The 18,106-nt window shown below is 55.9% G+C and carries 17 protein-coding genes; 6 read left to right on the top strand and 11 right to left on the bottom strand.

Annotated features, from left to right (window positions below; all coding sequences use genetic code 11):
- Nucleotides 1-43: 43 nt before the first annotated feature.
- The 9 genes from B498_RS11460 to B498_RS11495 form a co-directional block, all read right to left on the bottom strand.
- Nucleotides 44-799, bottom strand: coding sequence for an alpha/beta fold hydrolase (locus B498_RS11460; RefSeq protein WP_008501293.1), 756 nt, complete (start codon nt 797-799; stop codon nt 44-46).
- Between the two features lie 86 nt (nt 800-885).
- Entirely contained in the window at nt 886-1,059 is a 174-nt protein-coding gene (locus B498_RS0121455; RefSeq protein ID WP_013096478.1) for a GhoT/OrtT family toxin, read from the bottom strand.
- Between the two features lie 182 nt (nt 1,060-1,241).
- A complete protein-coding gene (patD, locus tag B498_RS11465) occupies nt 1,242-2,666 on the bottom strand; it encodes an aminobutyraldehyde dehydrogenase (protein ID WP_008501292.1) in 1,425 nt (474 codons plus the stop codon).
- A gap of 24 nt (nt 2,667-2,690) precedes the next feature.
- Entirely contained in the window at nt 2,691-3,497 is an 807-nt protein-coding gene (locus B498_RS11470) for an ABC transporter permease (protein ID WP_008501291.1), read from the bottom strand.
- Complete coding sequence (locus tag B498_RS11475; protein WP_008501290.1) at nt 3,487-4,431, bottom strand: ABC transporter permease; 945 nt, start codon at nt 4,429-4,431, stop codon at nt 3,487-3,489. Before B498_RS11475 ends, B498_RS11470 begins: the two co-directional genes overlap by 11 nt.
- Before the next feature lies 1 nt (nt 4,432).
- Complete coding sequence (locus B498_RS11480; protein ID WP_008501289.1) at nt 4,433-5,446, bottom strand: ABC transporter ATP-binding protein; 1,014 nt, start codon at nt 5,444-5,446, stop codon at nt 4,433-4,435.
- 17 nt (nt 5,447-5,463) lie between these two features.
- Nucleotides 5,464-6,609 carry a putative ABC transporter substrate-binding protein YdcS gene (ydcS, locus tag B498_RS11485; RefSeq protein ID WP_008501288.1) on the bottom strand — a complete coding sequence of 382 codons (1,146 nt, stop codon included), beginning with the start codon at nt 6,607-6,609 and terminating at the stop codon, nt 5,464-5,466.
- A gap of 271 nt (nt 6,610-6,880) precedes the next feature.
- Nucleotides 6,881-8,290, bottom strand: coding sequence for a PLP-dependent aminotransferase family protein (locus B498_RS11490; protein ID WP_008501287.1), 1,410 nt, complete (start codon nt 8,288-8,290; stop codon nt 6,881-6,883).
- Nucleotides 8,291-8,372: 82 nt separating this feature from the next.
- Entirely contained in the window at nt 8,373-8,561 is a 189-nt protein-coding gene (locus B498_RS11495) for a hypothetical protein (protein ID WP_008501286.1), read from the bottom strand.
- Between the two features lie 391 nt (nt 8,562-8,952).
- On the opposite strand from B498_RS11495, the gene B498_RS11500 reads away from it, so the two are divergent.
- The 4 genes from B498_RS11500 (at nt 8,953) to hslJ (ending at nt 12,055) form a co-directional block, all read left to right on the top strand.
- Nucleotides 8,953-10,353, top strand: coding sequence for a cytochrome ubiquinol oxidase subunit I (locus B498_RS11500; protein ID WP_008501285.1), 1,401 nt, complete (start codon nt 8,953-8,955; stop codon nt 10,351-10,353).
- On the top strand, nt 10,353-11,363 hold the full coding sequence (gene cydB / locus B498_RS11505) for a cytochrome d ubiquinol oxidase subunit II (protein WP_008501284.1): 1,011 nt from the start codon (nt 10,353-10,355) through the stop codon (nt 11,361-11,363). Before B498_RS11500 ends, cydB begins: the two co-directional genes overlap by 1 nt.
- A complete protein-coding gene (locus B498_RS11510; protein ID WP_008501283.1) occupies nt 11,363-11,491 on the top strand; it encodes a DUF2474 domain-containing protein in 129 nt (42 codons plus the stop codon). Before cydB ends, B498_RS11510 begins: the two co-directional genes overlap by 1 nt.
- Before the next feature lie 126 nt (nt 11,492-11,617).
- Nucleotides 11,618-12,055, top strand: coding sequence for a heat shock protein HslJ (gene hslJ / locus B498_RS11515; RefSeq protein WP_008501282.1), 438 nt, complete (start codon nt 11,618-11,620; stop codon nt 12,053-12,055).
- Here hslJ and B498_RS11520 read toward each other — a convergent pair whose 3' ends face one another.
- Complete coding sequence (locus tag B498_RS11520) at nt 12,056-12,322, bottom strand: DUF333 domain-containing protein (RefSeq protein WP_008501281.1); 267 nt, start codon at nt 12,320-12,322, stop codon at nt 12,056-12,058. It abuts the gene before it with no gap.
- Between the two features lie 272 nt (nt 12,323-12,594).
- On the opposite strand from B498_RS11520, the gene nifJ reads away from it, so the two are divergent.
- Both nifJ and ompC read left to right on the top strand, forming a co-directional pair.
- On the top strand, nt 12,595-16,119 hold the full coding sequence (gene nifJ, locus B498_RS11525; protein WP_008501280.1) for a pyruvate:ferredoxin (flavodoxin) oxidoreductase: 3,525 nt from the start codon (nt 12,595-12,597) through the stop codon (nt 16,117-16,119).
- Between the two features lie 387 nt (nt 16,120-16,506).
- On the top strand, nt 16,507-17,667 hold the full coding sequence (gene ompC / locus B498_RS11530; protein WP_008501279.1) for a porin OmpC: 1,161 nt from the start codon (nt 16,507-16,509) through the stop codon (nt 17,665-17,667).
- A 338-nt stretch (nt 17,668-18,005) separates the two neighbouring features.
- Here ompC and B498_RS23360 read toward each other — a convergent pair whose 3' ends face one another.
- Nucleotides 18,006-18,083, bottom strand: coding sequence for a hypothetical protein (locus tag B498_RS23360; RefSeq protein ID WP_223239581.1), 78 nt, complete (start codon nt 18,081-18,083; stop codon nt 18,006-18,008).
- Nucleotides 18,084-18,106: the final 23 nt, after the last annotated feature.

Below are 18,106 nucleotides of genomic sequence, written 5' to 3'. Positions count from 1 at the left end.
TTACCCGGCCTACATTTCGCAACGATGATACATTGCACAATAATCACATCGTCATACATTCGGCTAAGGCCCGCGCCAGCGCAGAGGGGTTTTCCCAGGACATTGAGTGCCCCGCCGCAGGAATAATTTTCACCTCAACGCCCTTCTGCTGGAGATTTTCCACATCGTCATCCGGCAGAGAGAGCTCGCCAAAAATCAACGTTACCGGGCAAGGGAGTGACAGGAACTGCGCTTCCCATTCCGGTTCAACGCCCGCCACCAGGCTGGATGCACCGCGCCAGACGGCATAAGCCGCATTGCTCTGCAGGCACCCTGCCCACGCCGTTTTTTCTGCGCTGAGCATGGCGTCGTAACCCTGCTCCAGAAACTGTTGCTCGCTTTGCGCCGCGATTGACCGGCTGAACATGCCCCCACCCGCGTGAAAATTGGGTTCTGACACCATCAGCCCCTTCACGCGCGTAGCCAAAAGCCCCGCCGTTTCGATAGCAATACTGCCGCCCATGCTGTGGCCGTATAACCAGAAGAAATCCAGTTTAAGATGTTCAATCAGCTCCGCCACAACGTGCGCCTGGTCGGTGGTTTTATAGCTGTAGTGCTCAGGCTTATCGCTGTAGCCGCTGCCGGGCAAGTCGATGAGAATCGCTCTGCGCGCGCCAAAAAGCGGGTCACAAACGACGCGAGGATATTCATAGGAAGCGGCGCAGCCCAGCCCGTGAATGAACACCACGGGATCGCCGGAGCCGGGCAAGTCGTGCCAGCGCACGGTGCAACCGGCCTGCTGCGAGTAAAAACTGTTCATAAGCACTCCTTTTATGATGCACTGTGTATTTATACAGTTATCACATCAGGAATGCTATGTTCATCTTTTAAAACTGGAAGCGTGCTTCAGAAAAGCGAGACCAGCAGCGCAACGGGAAAGCTCATCGGCCAGGTTGACCCCACCAGGAAAGCGCTGAGCAGGCGGATACGTTTGCGGTCTTTAGAGAGGAACCAGGTGATTAATGCGCAGATGGAAGCCATGATTGCGTAAAAAACCAACATCTTTTGATACAACGTCATTCTGTATACCAGAGCCGAAAAAATAACCGCACGCAATATGCGTCATATGTTGACACAGATCAAGTTTTTTCGTTACAGAATAACCACTTAAAAATTACGGCTAATAACAATTGAGTATCTTACGTAACACGGGTGGCGGGCAAGGAGAACGCCTGGCCGCGCAAGCGACCAGGCTGAGCGGATCAGTGTTTGATCATCACATGCCTGACGACCGTATAATCCTCAAGCCCGTAGACCGACATATCTTTCCCGTAGCCCGATAATTTCATGCCGCCGTGCGGCATTTCGCTCACCAGCATAAAATGGGTATTCACCCAGGTGCAGCCGTACTGCAGGCGCGCGCTCAGGCGATGGGCACGCCCCACGTCTTTGGTCCAGACCGATGACGCCAGGCCGTATTGCGAATCGTTCGCCCAGGCCAGCACCTGCGCCTCGTCATCAAATTCGGTGACGCTCACCACCGGGCCAAACACCTCGCGTTGAACGATGGCATCGTCCTGTTTTGCCCCCGCCAGCAGGGTTGGCTGGAAGTAGTAGCCCGCCCCCTCTTTTTTGCTCCCGCCGGTGACAACCCGGATATGGCCGAGCGTTTTCGCCTCATCGACGGCCTGGCAGACGCGTGAAAGATGGGCGGCCGAGCTGAGCGGACCGAGTTCGGTAGACTCGTCCTCCGGGGCACCCATTTTAAGACTGGCAACCGCGGCGCCCAGCTTTTCCACCAGTTGAGCATAAATTCCCTTCTGGGCATAAATGCGGCAGGCCGCCGTACAGTCCTGTCCGGCATTGTAGAAACCAAACGTCCGCACCCCTTCAACCACCGCATCCAGGTCGGCATCATCAAACACGATCACCGGCGCTTTGCCACCCAGCTCCATATGGGTGCGTTTAATCGAGGACGCCGTATGGCCGATGATATGTTCCCCGGTCGCAATCGAACCGGTCAGCGAAACCATGCGGACCTTCTCGTGTCCGGTGAGCGGGTCGCCGACCGTTTTGCCCCGACCAAACAGCACGTTCAGAACGCCCGCCGGGAAGATATCTTTTGCCAGCTCTGCCAGCTTAAGCGCGGTCAGGGGCGTGATCTCAGAGGGCTTAATCACCACGCAGTTCCCTGCTGCCAGCGCGGGGGCCAGCTTCCAGGCTGCCATCATCAGCGGGTAGTTCCACGGCGCGATAGAGGCCACCACGCCCACCGGGTCACGGCGAATCATTGACGTGTGACCGTCAAGGTATTCGCCAGCGGCGAGGCCGTTCAGGCAGCGGGCGGCCCCGGCAAAGAAACGGAAAACGTCGACCACCGCCGGGATTTCATCCCCCAACGCGCAGTGCAGCGGCTTGCCGCAGTTGAGGGACTCGAGCCGGGCAAACGCCTCACCGTGCGCTTCAATCGCATCCGCCAGCTTCAGCAGGCACTCGGCGCGGGTTTTCGGTGTCGTTTGTCCCCACGCCGCAAAAGCACGATCAGCAGCCAGCACCGCCGCGTCGACCTGGGCCGCTGACGCCTCAGCAATTTCCAGCAATACCTCTCCGGTGGCCGGGTTATAAACTGGCTGTTTTTCACCTTCTCCGGCAACCAGCTCACCGTTTATCAGCAGATGTTTTTGCATAGCATTTTCCTGTTGAATTCACTGTTATTTCCCGCTGCCGGCAATGTTTTCGCCGTCGCGGGTTAGCCACCAGGCTCCCAGAATGGGGATAGTTGTCACCAGCATCACCAGCAGAGCCACGACGTTGGTGACCGGCACGTCGCGCGGACGCCCGAGCTGGTTGAGCAACCACAGCGGTAACGTGCGCTCGTGTCCCGCCGTAAATGTTGTGACGATTATCTCGTCAAACGACAGGGCAAACGCCAGCATTCCCCCGGCCAGCAGCGCGGAACCCAGATTGGGTAGCACCACGTAGCGAAAGGTTTGCCACCCGTCAGCCCCGAGATCCATCGACGCTTCCACCAGGCTCCAGGAGGTGCGTCTGAACCGGGCAATCACGTTGTTAAACACCACCACTACGCAGAAGGTGGCGTGTCCGACGACGATGGTGAAAAACCCCGGCTCAAGATTGATCGTTTTGAAAGCCGTCAGCAGCGCCAGGCCGGTGATGATCCCCGGTAACGCAATCGGTAACAGCAGCAGCAGAGAGATCGCATTCTTGCCAAAAAACTCGCTTCGCCACAGCGCTGCTGCAGCAAGCGTGCCAAGCACAAGGGCAATGGCGGTGGAAAGCGCGGCAATTTGAAGTGACAACGTCACGGATTCGATAATGTCGCCGCGCCCCGCCGCCACGCTAAACCACTTCAGCGTCAGCCCCTGTGGCGGAAAACTGAAGGCGGCGTCTTCGGTGTTGAAGGCATAGGTAGCGATAATCAGCAGCGGGAAGTGCAGGAAGATGACGCCTCCCCATGCTGCCACTTTCAGGAACAGCGGTGCGCGTTCAGAGTGCATCGAATGCTCCCAGACGTTTCACGAACGCCAGATAAAGAGAAATCAGCACGATGGGAACCAGCGTGAACGCGGCGGCCATCGGCATATTGCCGATAGCGCCCTGCTGCGAGTAGACCATGTTACCGATGAAGTAGCCCGGCGGGCCGACCAGTTGAGGAACGATGAAGTCCCCCAGCGTCAGGGAAAACGTGAAAATGGACCCCGCCGCAATGCCCGGAATGGCCAGCGGCAGAACGACATAGCGGAACGTCTGACGGGGACGCGCGCCGAGGTCGGCTGAGGCCTGCAGCAGCGAGGCCGGCAGGCGTTCCAGCGCCGCCTGGACGGGCAGGATCATAAACGGCAGCCAGATGTACACGAAGACCAGAAACCGTCCCAGCCCGGAGGTGGACAAGGTGTTGCCGCCAACTGCCGGGAGCGTCAGGATTGAGGTCAGAATCGGCTCCAGTCCGAGATGGCTGAGAAACCACTGGGCCACGCCGTCCTTCGCCAGCAGCAGCGTCCAGGCATAGGCTTTGACAATATAGCTCGCCCACATTGGCAGCATCACGGCGATATAGAAAAACGCTTTCCACTTGCCGCTGGTGTATCGCGCCATGTACCAGGCCATCGGGAACGCAAGGATGGCGCTGGCAATGGTCACCGCAATCGCCATCGTTAACGTGCGCAGGATGATGTCGTAGTTTGCCGGGTTGAAGAGCGCCTGAATGTTCGCCAGCGTGAGATCCGGCGTGACCGCCATGGTGAAATCGTCAAAGGTGTAAAACCCCTGCCACAGCAGCGTCAGCAGCGATCCTAAATAGACGATGCCAAACCACATCAGCGGCGCAAGCAGAAGCAGGAACAGACCGAGCGACGGCTTTCGCCAGAACAGGGCCGTCATGCGGCTCAGACGGCCGCGCGGGGCTGGAGGATGCGCAACGCTCATATCCATTTCACCTCTCCTCGTGAAGGCGGATCATCGCATCGCGTGACCATGACGCCATAACCGCCTGCCCCGGCGCAATGCCGCTCAGCGGCGAGGCGTCACTGAAGTTAGCCTGGCTCACCAGCAGTTTGGCGCCATCGGCGAGCTTCAGCTCCAGACGCGTGGCAGCCCCCTGATACTGAACGGCCTGCACGACGCCCTGAACCTGAACGTCACCCTGTTCATTAAGGCGAATATGCTCCGGGCGCAGGGAAAAGGTGCCCTCCATGCCGCAAAGCGTCTGCGCAAGGCCCGCATCAAAAACGTTGGAGGTGCCGACAAAACCGGCGACAAACGGCGTGCGCGGACGCATGTAAAGATCGCGTGGGGTATCCACCTGCTCGATGCGCCCGTTATTGAACACCGCCACCCGGTCCGACATGGAAAGGGCCTCGCCCTGATCGTGGGTGACGAAAATAAAGGTGATGCCGAGTTCTTGTTGAAGCTTCTTCAGCTCGAACTGCATCTGTTCCCGCAGCTTGAGATCGAGCGCCCCTAAAGGCTCGTCCAGCAGCAGGACGCGCGGTTCGTTTACCAGCGCGCGGGCGATGGCGACACGCTGACGCTGGCCGCCGGAAAGTTGCGAAGGTTTGCGGGCGATGGCAAAGCTCAGGCCCACTTTTTCCAGAGCATCGCGGGCCTGCGCATGGCGTTTTTTCTTGTCGACGCCTTTGACCATCAGCCCGTAGGCAACATTGTCGAGGATCGACATATGCGGGAACAGCGCGTAGTCCTGAAACACGGTGTTCACGTCCCGCTCCCAGGGGGGCAGTTCGCTCGCCTCTTTGCCGAAGATGGAAATCGTCCCGCCTGACAGCTGTTCAAAACCCGCTATCAGACGCAGGCAGGTGGTTTTGCCGGAGCCCGAAGGCCCCAGCATGGAGAAAAACTCTCCGTCGCGGATCGCAATGGTGACCCCATCCACCGCCCGGACGTCGCCGTACAGACGGGAAACATTGTTAAACTCGACTGCGTACGTCATGTTCTGCTCCCGGGCAATTAACGACCGCCCATGATGGCGATGTAATCCTGCGTCCAGCGGCTGTAAGGGACAAATTTGCCGCCTTCTGCGATGGGGGTTTTCCAGAACATGATTTTGTCGAACTCATTATAACCGTTTGTTTCGCAGCCTTTATCGCCCAGCAGCGTGCTGGCTTTACACCCTTCCGGCACCACGGGCAGGGAGCCAAACCATGCGGCCAGATCGCCCTGCACTTTTGGCGTCAGCGACCAGTTCATCCATTTGTAGGCGCACATCGGGTGTTTAGCCTGCGCGTGGAGCATGGTGGTGTCCGCCCAGCCTGTCACCCCCTCTTTCGGGAAGACGGTGGCAATGGGCTGGTTCTCGGCCTTCAGGGCATTCGCCTGATACGGCCAGGCGCTGGAGGCCACCACGCCCTCGTTTTTGAAATCGCTCATCTGGACGGTGGTGTCATGCCAGTAGCGGTGGATCAGCGCATGCTGGTCGCGCAGCACTTTCAGCACGGCGGCATACTGTGCTTCGGTGAGCTGGTAAGGGTCTTTGATACCCAACTGCGGCTGGGTCGCTTTGACGAACAGCGCCGCATCGGCGATGTAAATCGGGCCGTCATAGGCCTGCACGCGTCCCTGATTGGTTTTACCGTCCGGCAGATCCTGTTTGGTAAAGACGACGCTCCAGCTGTCCGGCGGCGTCGGGAAGGTTTTGGTGTTGTACATCAGCAGGTTTGGCCCCCACTGGTACGGCGTGCCGTAGACTTTACCGCCGACGTTAAACCATTCCCCTTTCACAATCCGCTCGTCGAGGGTTTTCCAGTTGGGGATAAGATCGGGGTTAATCGGCTGGACGCGTTTGCCCATGATCAGCCGCAGGGAGGCATCACCTGAGGCGGTCACCAGGTCATATCCCCCTTTCGCCATCAGGCTGACCATTTCATCCGACGTGGCCGCCGTTTTGACGTTAACCGCACACCCGGTCTCTTTTTCGAACTCGGTGACCCAGTCGTAGTTTTTATCCGTCTGCCCCCGCTCGATGTATCCCGGCCAGGCGATAATATCCAGTCGACCTTCCCCGTCGCCAATGGCCTTTGGTGGTTCTGCGGCTTGCGCTGTCATGATAGTCATGCCGAGCGCGCACAGGCTGCTGCGGGCAAATTTTTTGCTCATAAGAGTTACTCCTGTCGCAATGAAATTTAGCGGCAGCCGTGCCGTAAAAATATCTCCCTTATTAAACGTAGACCGCGCAAATGCGCCGCACCGTTCGGCTTCAGGAAATTTCATCAAGGTGTGACCGAGGGCGCATTCCCCGTTAACTGGATTATAGACAAGGGGTTAGGCGCGAGAGACGGTATGCAGATTTCCTATGACGGGTCACCGCGAAATAGTCGCAGCGCCGTCATCAGGATAAGAATTGATTATTTAAATAACGGAAAAAGGATTATTCCAGCATCGTGCTAATTAATTTTCCTAACTGAATGACCGCCTGCTCTTCCCGCTCTCCCCAGGCCCAGGAGGTATTAAAACGAAAGAACGGCGTCCACGCGTCAGAGGTGGAAAACATTTTTCCGGGAGCAATGCTGATGTGGTGCGTTAAGGCCTTTTCGCTCAGCAGCCCCGCGTCCAGCTGTGCCGGCAGTTCCAGCCATAAAAAGTAGCCGCTGTCGTTATGGTGAATTTTGACACCGGCAGGCATATGGCGCAGAAGTGACTGCCAGGCCTGCTGCTTCCGCTCGGCCAGCGTACGCCGCAGGCGGCGCAGGTGGGCGTCATAGCGTTTGGTCGCCAGGTAATCCACCAGCGCCAGCTGCATGGGAGAACTGGTTGAAAGCGTGCTCATCAGCTGCAGCTGCTGAATGCGCGGCGCGTGTTTTCCTGCCGCCACCCAGCCGATGCGAAAACCGGCCACCAGACATTTTGAAAAGGACGAGCAGTGTAGCGTCATGTCCTGACGATCCCACGCTTTCGCCGGGAGCGGCTTTTCACGTCCAAAATAGAGCTCGCTGTAGACGTCATCTTCAATCAGCGGGACGTTGTGCTGGGTTAACAGGGCGACAAGCTGGGCTTTTTTCTCCGCGCTCAGCGTGAAGCCGAGCGGGTTTTGGCTGTTAGTCATGATCCAGCAGGCTTTAACCGGGTATTCATTCAGCGCCTGCTCTAAGGCATTGAGATCGATCCCCTCGCGAACGTCCGTCGCAATCGACAACGCTTTGAGCTTCAGGCGTTCCAGCGCCTGCAGCGCACCGTAAAAACAGGGGTTTTCGACAATCACCCAGTCACCCGGCTCGGTTACCGCCTGAAGGCTAAGATTCAGCGCTTCGAGCGCGCCTGCGGTGATCACGATCTCTTCCGGGGAGATGTTCATCCCCTGCTGCGCGTAGCGGCGGGCAATGGCGTGGCGGAGATCGACGTTTCCCGGCGGCAGGTTCTCAATCACGCTCATCGCCGTCGCGGTTTTGCTGACGTTTGCCAGCGAACGGTTGAGCTGCTGAAGCGGGAAAAGTCTGGGGTCGGGAAACGCGGAAGCAAAGGGAACAACGGACGGGTCGCGGCTGGCCTGTAAGACGTCGAAGATGTAGGTATTTATATCCACCGCTTCGTCACGCATCACCTGAGCGGGTGGCGCAGGCTGTTGTGCGGTCGGGCGCGAGGCAACGTAATAGCCCGACTGCGGTCTGGCGACAATGCGCCCCTGACTTTCCAGCATCTGATACGCGTGGCCAACGGTCATAAAACTCATGCCGCTGCTTGCCACCTGCTCTCGCAGGGAAGGCAGCTTATCGCCCGGCAGCCATACGCCAAGCTCAATCTGCGAGATAATTTGTTGCGCTAGACGCTGGTATTTTTTCATCAGATTCTCCTTAAGACCGACAGTGTATATCAGCAGGAGAAAAAGAGAAGATTTAGCGAACTGTTATAGTCTGGAAGATGAATTACTTACGGTATTCGGTCACGTGGCTCTGAGCGGAACGCGCGGCGGCCAGGTGGTCGAGCGTGATCATCGACGATTTGCAAAAAATGCATTTCGCGCCAAACGGGTTTTTCTCAGACACGTCAAAGGCTGAGGTACGGTACTGCGAGCCATGACAGCATGGGCAGCGAAAATGGATATATGAAGTCATAGGTTTCTCCTGAAACGTAAAAACGTAAATTACTAATGGGCCGATTGGGCATAATGGTTTTAAACAAAACGAATCGGAATGTAGATAAAGACCCAAGAGAGGCTGCGGAGAGGCACAACGTGATGAGAACTGCTTTATAAAACTACGTCAGATATTTATTTGGACTCAAAACCAGAAGGCCATTAACGCACGACGCTGACGACAAAGCAAGCGGTTTAATGCGGAAAAATCATAAAAAGAATATTTTTATTCCACAACGGCGAGGTATATCAGATGGCTAAAGCGTGAAATTTACGCCAACTGTTATGGTTAAAATTCGCTTTTCTGCGTCTGCTCGTCCGATCTTCGCCCCTATACCATAACAGCACACCGTTTGACATTGAGGCTGTGCATGTTTGGTTTAGATGCTTTTCACCTTGCGCGGATACAGTTTGCCTTTACCGTATCCTTTCACATTATTTTCCCGGCCATCACGATTGGTCTCGCAAGCTACCTTGCCGTGCTCGAAGGGCTGTGGCTGAAAACAAAAAATCCGGTCTGGCGCTCGCTGTACCATTTCTGGTCGAAGATTTTTGCCGTCAACTTTGGCATGGGCGTGGTCTCCGGGCTGGTGATGGCCTACCAGTTTGGCACCAACTGGAGCGGCTTTTCGCAGTTTGCGGGCAGTATTACCGGCCCGCTTCTGACCTATGAAGTGCTTACCGCCTTCTTCCTCGAAGCCGGGTTCCTCGGCGTGATGCTGTTCGGCTGGAATAAAGTCGGGCCGAGGCTGCACTTCTTTTCCACCTGCATGGTGGCACTGGGGACCATTATCTCCACCTTCTGGATCCTCTCCTCCAACAGCTGGATGCAAACCCCGCAGGGCTATGAGATCGTCAACGGTCAGGTGGTACCGGTGGACTGGTTCGCCGTGGTGTTTAACCCCTCCTTCCCTTACCGCCTGCTGCACATGTCGATAGCCGCGTTCCTGAGCAGCGCCCTGTTTGTTGGCGCATCCGCGGCATGGCATCTGCTGCGCGGGAATAATACCCCCGCCATCCGGGCAATGTTTTCAATGGCGCTGTGGATGACGCTGATTGTCGCGCCCCTCCAGGCCATGGTGGGCGATATGCACGGGCTGAACACCTTAAAGCACCAGCCCGCGAAAATTGCCGCCATTGAAGGGCACTGGGAAAATCCACCGGGCGAGCCTACCCCGCTACTGCTGTTTGGCTGGCCGGATATGGAACAGGAGCGCACCCGCTTTGGGCTGGAGATCCCAGCGCTGGGAAGCCTTATTCTGACACACAGTCTGGATAAACAGGTTCCGGCGCTCAAAGAGTTTCCAAAGGAAGACCGCCCAAATTCCACCATCGTCTTCTGGTCGTTCCGCATTATGGCGGGCCTGGGCATGCTGATGCTGCTGCTTGGGGTAACGGCACTCTGGCTGCGCTATAAAAAGCGCATTTATTCTTCCCGTCCTTTCCTGTGGTTTGCCCTGCTGATGGGGCCCTCCGGGCTGATTGCTATTCTGGCCGGGTGGATCACCACCGAAGTGGGCCGCCAGCCGTGGGTGGTCTATGGGCTCCAGCGCACGAAGGATGCGGTTTCTGCCCATGGCGATTTGCATATGAGCGTGAGCCTGCTGGCCTTCTTCGTGGTTTACACCTCGGTATTTGGCGTGGGTTACAGCTATATGGTGCGCCTCATCCGAAAAGGCCCGCAGCCGCATGAATCTTTCGCCACCGAGTCCGACGGACGTCCGGCGCGCCCGCTTTCTGCTGTCACAACTGAACATAAGGAGCAGCCGTAATGGGTATCGATCTTTCCATTATCTGGTTTGTGATCATCGTTTTTGCCACGCTGATGTATATCGTGATGGACGGTTTTGATCTGGGGATTGGCATTCTGTTCCCGGCAACGCAGAACGCCGACGATCGCGATGTGATGGTTAACAGCGTCGCGCCGGTCTGGGACGGGAATGAAACCTGGCTGGTGCTTGGCGGGGCCGCCCTGTTCGGCGCCTTTCCGCTGGCCTACGCCGTGATTATCGATGCCCTCACCATTCCGCTCACATTAATGCTGATCGGTCTTATTTTTCGTGGCGTAGCGTTTGAGTTTCGCTTTAAAGCCACGCCAGCACACCGTCCTTTCTGGGATAAGGCGTTTATAGGCGGTTCCATTCTGGCGACGTTTACCCAGGGCGTGACGGTGGGCGCCGTCATTAACGGCTTTAGCGTCACCGGCCGGGCCTATACCGGCGGCCCCTTTGACTGGTTTACCGCGTTTAATCTGTTTTGCGGCGCGGGCCTGGTGGTGGCCTACGCGCTGTTAGGCTCGACCTGGCTGGTTATGAAAAGCGAAAATGCATTACAACAGCGGATGCGTCAGGTATCGAAAACCCTGTTACTCGTACTGCTGGCGTTTATTGCGGCGATCAGCCTCTGGACACCGCTGGCGCAGCCGGCCATCGCGGCGCGCTGGTTTACGCTGCCGAACCTGTTCTATCTGCTGCCCGTCCCGGCCCTGGTGGTGATTTTTAGTTTGTATCAGTGGCGCTGCCTGAATAATCCCGACAGCCATAGCCGACCGTTTATCCTGACGCTGGGGCTGATTTTCCTCGGCTTTAGCGGGCTTGGGATCAGCATCTGGCCGCACATCATTCCACCGTCAATCACCCTGTGGCAGGCCGCCGCACCGACGCAAAGCCAGGGCTTTATGCTGGTCGGCGCGCTGTTGATCATTCCCGTTATCCTGGTCTACACCTTCTGGAGTTACTACGTATTTCGCGGCAAAGTTCAGCATGGGGAGGGTTATCACTGATGCAACAACCAGTCTGGAAAAGATTACTGTGGCTGGCCATTATCTGGGGCGGCAGCGTACTGGCGCTGGCTGCGGTCAGTATGCTCTTCCGTATGCTGATGACGGCGGCAGGGTTTAAATCACATTAACGTCATCCCGGGCAACCGCTGCGTTGCCCGGCTCCTCCCCGCACTTTCAGATAAACCCCATTAACGCATGGCAGAGTATCGTTACACTGGAAAAAGATTCACAGTGTTTATAGTTTGAGAAGAAAAATGAAAAAGCTCATTGCGTTAAGTGTTATCAGTCTTGTCCTTACCGGCTGCGTTAATCCGGGTAAAGCCTCCGTTCAGCCGGAGCAACTTAAGAACCACCGCTTTGTGCTGGAAAGTGTGGACGGTAAGGCCGTGAAGACCGCGACAACGCAACCTGAGATCGGTTTTAGCGCACTGCCAGATATCAGCCTGGTGAATAACATCAGCGTTTCTGGCCAGATGTGTAACCGCTTCAACGGACAGGGGAAATTGTCCGAAGGCGAGCTGAAGGTGAAAACGCTGGCCATGACGCGCAAGCTCTGTAGTGAGCCGCAGCTTAACGAGCTGGATCAGGCCATCGGCGACATGCTGCGCAAAGGCGCGCAGGTCGATCTGACTGAAGACCAGTTAACGCTGGCGACAGCCGATAAAACGCTGATGTTTAAGCGTGCAGAATAATCAGTAGTTACCGCAGGTTCCAACGGCAAGCGACTGTTCACTGCAGCGTTTGCCGTTTGGCAAGGCGCACATCCCAATAGCTGAACCATCAAGCTGGCGAGCTACCGACAGCGAACCGCCAATCATCGCGCAGTTGGCCTGACCGGAGCTGGACATCGCGGCTTTCATACCCGGCACCACGTGCGCGGCCGTTGCCTGCTGGACAGGTTCACTGCTACATGCCGACAACAATAATGCGGCACACCCTACCAAAAATGCTGAGCGCATGCTCTCTCCCCCATGAATAATGCGAAACCTATGCATAATAGGCATCCCATCCCGTGTCGTCGAGAGCGGAAGTGCGTATTTATGCGTTCCTGAAACAATTTCTCGCAATTTTTCTGCCAAAAGTTTGATCTACTCATTGATGGCAGGAATAACGAGGACACAAAAGCGAAAATCGAAAAATCCCCCGTTTGCTAGAATACACAGATAATATTCAGGGTTTGTTGCCGTAATACAGACCCCTATTTTTTTGCGCAATGTAAGGGTGTTGTCCTATGCAAACTATTGACGGTAATGGTGCAGTTGCCTCAGTCGCGTTTCGCACCAGTGAAGTTATCGCCATCTACCCGATTACGCCAAGTTCTACCATGGCTGAGCAGGCGGACGCCTGGGCGGGTAACGGGTTAAAAAACGTCTGGGGCGATGTCCCGCGAGTGGTTGAAATGCAGTCGGAAGCCGGTGCGATTGCCACGGTCCACGGCGCGCTTCAGACCGGCGCGCTTTCCACGTCGTTTACCTCTTCCCAGGGATTGTTATTAATGATCCCGACGCTGTACAAACTTGCCGGACAACTGACTCCCTTCGTTCTGCACGTCGCTGCGCGTACCGTTGCCACCCACGCGCTCTCTATCTTTGGCGATCATTCTGACGTGATGGCCGTTCGCCAGACCGGCTGCGCAATGCTGTGCGCCAGCAGCGTTCAGGAAGCCCAGGACTTTGCCCTGATTTCGCATATCGCCACGCTCAAAAGCCGGGTGCCGTTTATTCATTTCTTTGATGGTTTCCGTACGTCCCACGAAATTAACAAAATCGTTCCGCTGGCTGACGAGACAATTCTGAATCTGCTTCCGCAGGCGGACATTGACGCGCATCGCGCCCGCGCTCTGAATCCGGAACACCCGGTGATTCGCGGCACGTCGGCGAACCCGGATACCTATTTCCAGTCCCGCGAGGCCACCAACCCGTGGTACAACGCGGTTTACGACCATGTTGAACAGGCGATGAATGACTTTGCTGCCGCAACGGGTCGGGAATACAAACCCTTTGAGTATTACGGCCATCCGCAGGCGGAACGGGTCATTGTGCTGATGGGATCGGCCATTGGCACCTGCGAGGAAGTTGTTGATGAGCTGCTGACGCGCGGCGAAAAAGTTGGCGTGCTGAAAGTGCGTCTCTATCGGCCGTTCTCGGCGAAACATCTCCTCTCTGCGCTGCCGGAAAGCGCGCGTACCGTTGCGGTGCTCGATCGCACCAAAGAGCCGGGCGCGCAGGCGGAACCGCTGTATCTGGATGTGATGACCGCCCTGGCCGAGGCCTTTAATCATGGCGAACGTGAAACGCTGCCGCGCGTGATCGGGGGGCGTTACGGTTTGTCCTCCAAAGAGTTCGGACCGGACTGCGTGCTGGCGGTCTTCAACGAGCTCAGCGAAGCGAAGCCCAAGCCGCGCTTTACCGTCGGCATTTATGATGATGTGACGAATCTGTCCCTGACGTTGCCGGAAAACACCCTGCCCTCGACCGCCAAACTCGAGGCGCTGTTCTATGGTCTGGGCAGTGACGGCAGCGTCTCCGCGACCAAAAACAACATCAAAATCATCGGGAACTCCACGCCGTGGTACGCCCAAGGGTACTTCGTCTATGACTCCAAGAAAGCCGGCGGCCTGACCGTTTCCCACCTGCGGGTGAGCGAACAGCCCATCCGCTCTGCGTATCTTATTTCTCAGGCTGATTTTGTTGGCTGTCACCAGCTGCAGTTCATTGATAAGTACCAGATGGCCGAGCGCCTGAAGCCTGGCGGTATTTTCCTCCTGAATACGCCATACAGCGCGGATGAAGTCTGGTCGCGCCTGCCGCAGGAAGTGCAGGCGGTGCTGAACCAGAAAAAAGCCCGTTTCTATGTGGTTAACGCGGCGAAAATTGCCCGCGAATGTGGCCTTGCCGCGCGTATCAATACCGTTATGCAGATGGCCTTCTTCCATCTGACGAATATCCTGCCGGGCGACAGCGCGCTGGCGGAACTGCAGGGCGCGATTGCCAAAAGCTACAGCAGCAAGGGCCAGGAGCTGGTCGAGCGTAACTGGCAGGCGCTGGCCCTGGCGCGCGAGTCGCTGTTTGAGGTCCCGCTGCAGCCGGTCAATGCCGCAAGCCCGAACCGCCCTCCGGTGGTGTCTGATGCGGCACCTGATTTCGTGAAGACCGTGACGGCGGCGATGCTGGCCGGGCTGGGTGATGCCCTGCCCGTCTCTGCCCTACCGCCGGATGGCACCTGGCCGATGGGCACCACCCGCTGGGAAAAACGCAACATCGCCGAAGCGATCCCCATCTGGAAAGAAGATCTGTGTACCCAGTGCAACCACTGCGTGGCGGCCTGCCCGCACTCTGCCATTCGTGCCAAAGTGGTGTCGCCGGAAGAGATGGAGGCCGCCCCGGCCAGCCTGCATTCCCTGGATGTAAAATCCCGCGATATGCGCGGACAGAAATACGTTCTGCAGGTCGCGCCGGAAGACTGCACCGGCTGTAACCTGTGCGTCGAGGTCTGTCCGGCGAAAGACAGGCAGAACCCGGAGATTAAAGCCATCAATATGATGTCGCGTCTGGAGCATGTTGAAGAGGAGAAGGTCAATTATGACTTCTTCCTGAATCTGCCGGAAATCGATCGCAGCAAACTGGAACGCATTGATATTCGCACTTCGCAGCTGATCACGCCGCTGTTTGAATACTCCGGCGCCTGCTCGGGCTGCGGTGAAACACCGTATATTAAGCTGCTTACCCAGCTGTACGGTGACAGGATGCTGATTGCCAACGCCACCGGCTGTTCGTCTATCTATGGCGGCAACCTGCCCTCCACGCCGTATACCACTGACACCAACGGTCGCGGTCCCGCGTGGGCCAACTCGCTGTTCGAGGATAACGCCGAATTTGGTCTGGGCTTCCGCCTGACCGTTGACCAGCACCGCGCGCGCGTGATGCGCCTGCTGGAGCAGTTTGCCGGGCAGATCCCCGCCGGGCTCAATGACGCGCTTCACGCCGACGCGACGCCAGAGGTACGTCGTGAGCAGGTTGCAGAGCTGCGTCAGGCGCTTCAGGGCGTGGCGGGCGCTGAACAGCTGCTGACCGACGCGGACGCCCTGGTCGAAAAATCGATCTGGCTGATTGGCGGTGACGGCTGGGCTTATGACATCGGCTTTGGCGGACTGGACCACGTGCTAAGCCTGACGGAAAACGTCAATATCCTGGTGCTGGATACGCAGTGTTATTCCAACACCGGTGGTCAGGCGTCGAAAGCCACGCCGCTGGGTGCCGTCACGAAATTCGGTGAGCACGGGAAACGCAAGGCACGCAAAGATCTCGGGGTGAGCATGATGATGTACGGTCACGTTTACGTCGCGCAAATCTCGCTGGGGGCACAGCTTAACCAGACGGTAAAGGCGATCCAGGAGGCGGAAGCGTATCCCGGCCCGTCGCTGATCATTGCCTACAGCCCGTGTGAAGAGCATGGCTACGACCTGGCACTCAGCCACGATCAGATGCGACAGCTAACCGCGACCGGCTTCTGGCCGCTGTACCGGTTCGATCCGCGCCGTGCGGACGAGGGTAAATTACCGCTGGCACTGGATTCACGTCCGCCGTCAGATGCTCTGGCCGAGACGTTAATGCAGGAACAGCGCTTCCGCCGCCTTAACGCGCAGCAGCCGGAAGTGGCCGAACAGCTATGGAAAGACGCTGCGGCGGATCTGCAAAAACGGTATGACTTTCTGGCGCAGCTGGCGGGTAAAGCCGAAAAATCGACCAACGACTAGTCTCTCTGCCCGGCGCGTCCGGGCATTTTTTGCCATAAAAAAACCCGGTGTATTCACACCGGGCGAATCCAGATAATCATTAAATATCTATTTAGTTCCCTAAATATTATTCATGCGAATTATGGATAAATAATCTTAAAGGCATATAACGCCATCAAGAATAGCTTAATTCATACCTGATTAATAATTTTAATTTATTATGTTTAGCCTTAAAGCATTCACCAAACCAATGACCATTACCGTTGATGTATTCAGTTTAGATTTTACTTAGTTCGTAACAATTATAATTTATTACTCTTACACGGGAGTGATTTAGCATGAGACAACTTTCGCATTCGGAAAGTTCAACAGGTAATTAAATAAAAACAACCGCAAAGGAATATCAAAATGCAAAGAAAAGTACTGGCCCTGATGATTCCGGCTCTGTTAATGGCTGGCGCAACTCATGCAGCAGAGATTTATAATAAAGACGGTAACAAATTAGATCTGTACGGAAAGGTAGATGGTCTGCACTATTTCTCCGATGATAAAGGCGCTGACGGGGATCAAACCTACATGCGTTTGGGCTTTAAAGGCGAAACCCAGATCAACGACATGATGACTGGCTACGCACAGTGGGAATACAACATTCAGGCCAATAACACCGAAGGGTCTGATAACCAATCCTGGACGCGTCTGGCCTTCGCCGGTATCAAAGTGGGCGACTACGGTTCCTTCGATTACGGTCGTAACTATGGCGTACTGTACGACGTGGAAGGCTGGACCGATATGCTGCCTGAGTTCGGCGGCGACTCCTACACCAAAGCCGACAACTTCATGACCGGCCGCGCCAATGGCGTAGCAACCTACCGTAACACCGACTTCTATGGTCTGGTGCAGGGTCTGAACTTTGCGCTGCAGTATCAGGGCAAAAATGAAGGCAGCAACTGTGACGAGAATGGTTGTTCTCAGGAAGGAACGAACAACCGTTCTGATAACAACATTCGTAACCAAAACGGTGACGGTTTCGGTATCTCCACAACCTATGACTTCGGCATGGGGATTACTGCGGGTGCAGCGTATACCTCTTCAGATCGTACTAATGACCAGGTGATCGCAGGCACTGGTGCTGCATCTCAATATGCGGGCGGCGATAAAGCGGACGCATGGACCGCGGGTCTGAAATATGACGCTAATAATATCTACCTGGCGGCAATGTACTCTGAAACCCGCAATATGACGCCATACGGTTCCAGTGACAGCACTTCAGGCGGCGGTATTGCCAACAAAACCCAGAACTTCGAAGTGACCGCACAGTACCAGTTCGACTTCGGCCTGCGTCCGTCCCTTTCCTACCTGCAGTCTAAAGGCAAGGACCTTGGCAACGGCCAGGGCGACCAGGATCTGGTTAAGTACGCTGACGTCGGCGCAACCTATTATTTCAACAAAAACATGTCCACCTACGTTGATTATAAAATCAACCTGCTGGATGAAGATGACAGCTTCTACAAAAACAACGGCATCGGCACGGATGATGTCGTGGCACTGGGTCTGGTTTACCAGTTCTGATTGCCAGAGCCCGCATCAGTATGCGGGCTCACCCATCTTTTGACGTTCGTCACAAAAAGCAGGTTCTGAAATCACGTGGTTGAGGGTAAGTTGAGGTAAAGCTGTTTAAACTCAGGTGATAGCCTTTCCATCACTAAGGATAACAGCGTTGTTTGGTCGTGTATCCGTTGTCGTACTAACTCTTTTAGCGCTCATCTGGATGGCGTTAATTTTTGATTTTGCTGATATTGTCGGGCATCTCAGCGCTGTGTTGAACCACCTGGATGGCGGTTAACATTATTCCCTGAGAAATGAAAAGCCACCAGCAGTGCCGGTGGCGGGAAAACGCACAGGTTGCGTTATTTTTTCACGGGTTGAGGCTTTTTATCACCTGATTCAGGGGCCTCACGCGGATCGTCTTTTTCAACACAAAGCATAGTTTCTCCTGTTTCAGATAACC

The organism is Enterobacter sp. SST3 (genome assembly GCF_000286655.1).
Classification (GTDB): Bacteria; Pseudomonadota; Gammaproteobacteria; order Enterobacterales; family Enterobacteriaceae; genus Enterobacter; species Enterobacter roggenkampii.
The sequence above is the reverse complement of the archived record's forward strand: the minus strand, read 5'-3'. Positions and strand labels throughout refer to the sequence as shown.

Excerpts from the sequence above, each read along its gene's own strand:
- B498_RS11460 (WP_008501293.1), bottom strand. The coding sequence starts at position 799 with ATGAACAGTTTTTACTCGCAGCAGGCCGGTTGCACCGTGCGCTGGCAC.
- B498_RS0121455 (WP_013096478.1), bottom strand. The coding sequence starts at position 1,059 with ATGACGTTGTATCAAAAGATGTTGGTTTTTTACGCAATCATGGCTTCC.
- patD (WP_008501292.1), bottom strand. The coding sequence starts at position 2,666 with ATGCAAAAACATCTGCTGATAAACGGTGAGCTGGTTGCCGGAGAAGGT.
- B498_RS11470 (WP_008501291.1), bottom strand. The coding sequence starts at position 3,497 with ATGCACTCTGAACGCGCACCGCTGTTCCTGAAAGTGGCAGCATGGGGA.
- B498_RS11475 (WP_008501290.1), bottom strand. The coding sequence starts at position 4,431 with ATGGATATGAGCGTTGCGCATCCTCCAGCCCCGCGCGGCCGTCTGAGC.
- B498_RS11480 (WP_008501289.1), bottom strand. The coding sequence starts at position 5,446 with ATGACGTACGCAGTCGAGTTTAACAATGTTTCCCGTCTGTACGGCGAC.
- ydcS (WP_008501288.1), bottom strand. The coding sequence starts at position 6,609 with ATGAGCAAAAAATTTGCCCGCAGCAGCCTGTGCGCGCTCGGCATGACT.
- B498_RS11490 (WP_008501287.1), bottom strand. The coding sequence starts at position 8,290 with ATGAAAAAATACCAGCGTCTAGCGCAACAAATTATCTCGCAGATTGAG.
- B498_RS11495 (WP_008501286.1), bottom strand. The coding sequence starts at position 8,561 with ATGACTTCATATATCCATTTTCGCTGCCCATGCTGTCATGGCTCGCAG.
- B498_RS11500 (WP_008501285.1), top strand. The coding sequence starts at position 8,953 with ATGTTTGGTTTAGATGCTTTTCACCTTGCGCGGATACAGTTTGCCTTT.
- cydB (WP_008501284.1), top strand. The coding sequence starts at position 10,353 with ATGGGTATCGATCTTTCCATTATCTGGTTTGTGATCATCGTTTTTGCC.
- B498_RS11510 (WP_008501283.1), top strand. The coding sequence starts at position 11,363 with ATGCAACAACCAGTCTGGAAAAGATTACTGTGGCTGGCCATTATCTGG.
- hslJ (WP_008501282.1), top strand. The coding sequence starts at position 11,618 with ATGAAAAAGCTCATTGCGTTAAGTGTTATCAGTCTTGTCCTTACCGGC.
- B498_RS11520 (WP_008501281.1), bottom strand. The coding sequence starts at position 12,322 with ATGCGCTCAGCATTTTTGGTAGGGTGTGCCGCATTATTGTTGTCGGCA.
- nifJ (WP_008501280.1), top strand. The coding sequence starts at position 12,595 with ATGCAAACTATTGACGGTAATGGTGCAGTTGCCTCAGTCGCGTTTCGC.
- ompC (WP_008501279.1), top strand. The coding sequence starts at position 16,507 with ATGCAAAGAAAAGTACTGGCCCTGATGATTCCGGCTCTGTTAATGGCT.
- B498_RS23360 (WP_223239581.1), bottom strand. The coding sequence starts at position 18,083 with ATGCTTTGTGTTGAAAAAGACGATCCGCGTGAGGCCCCTGAATCAGGT.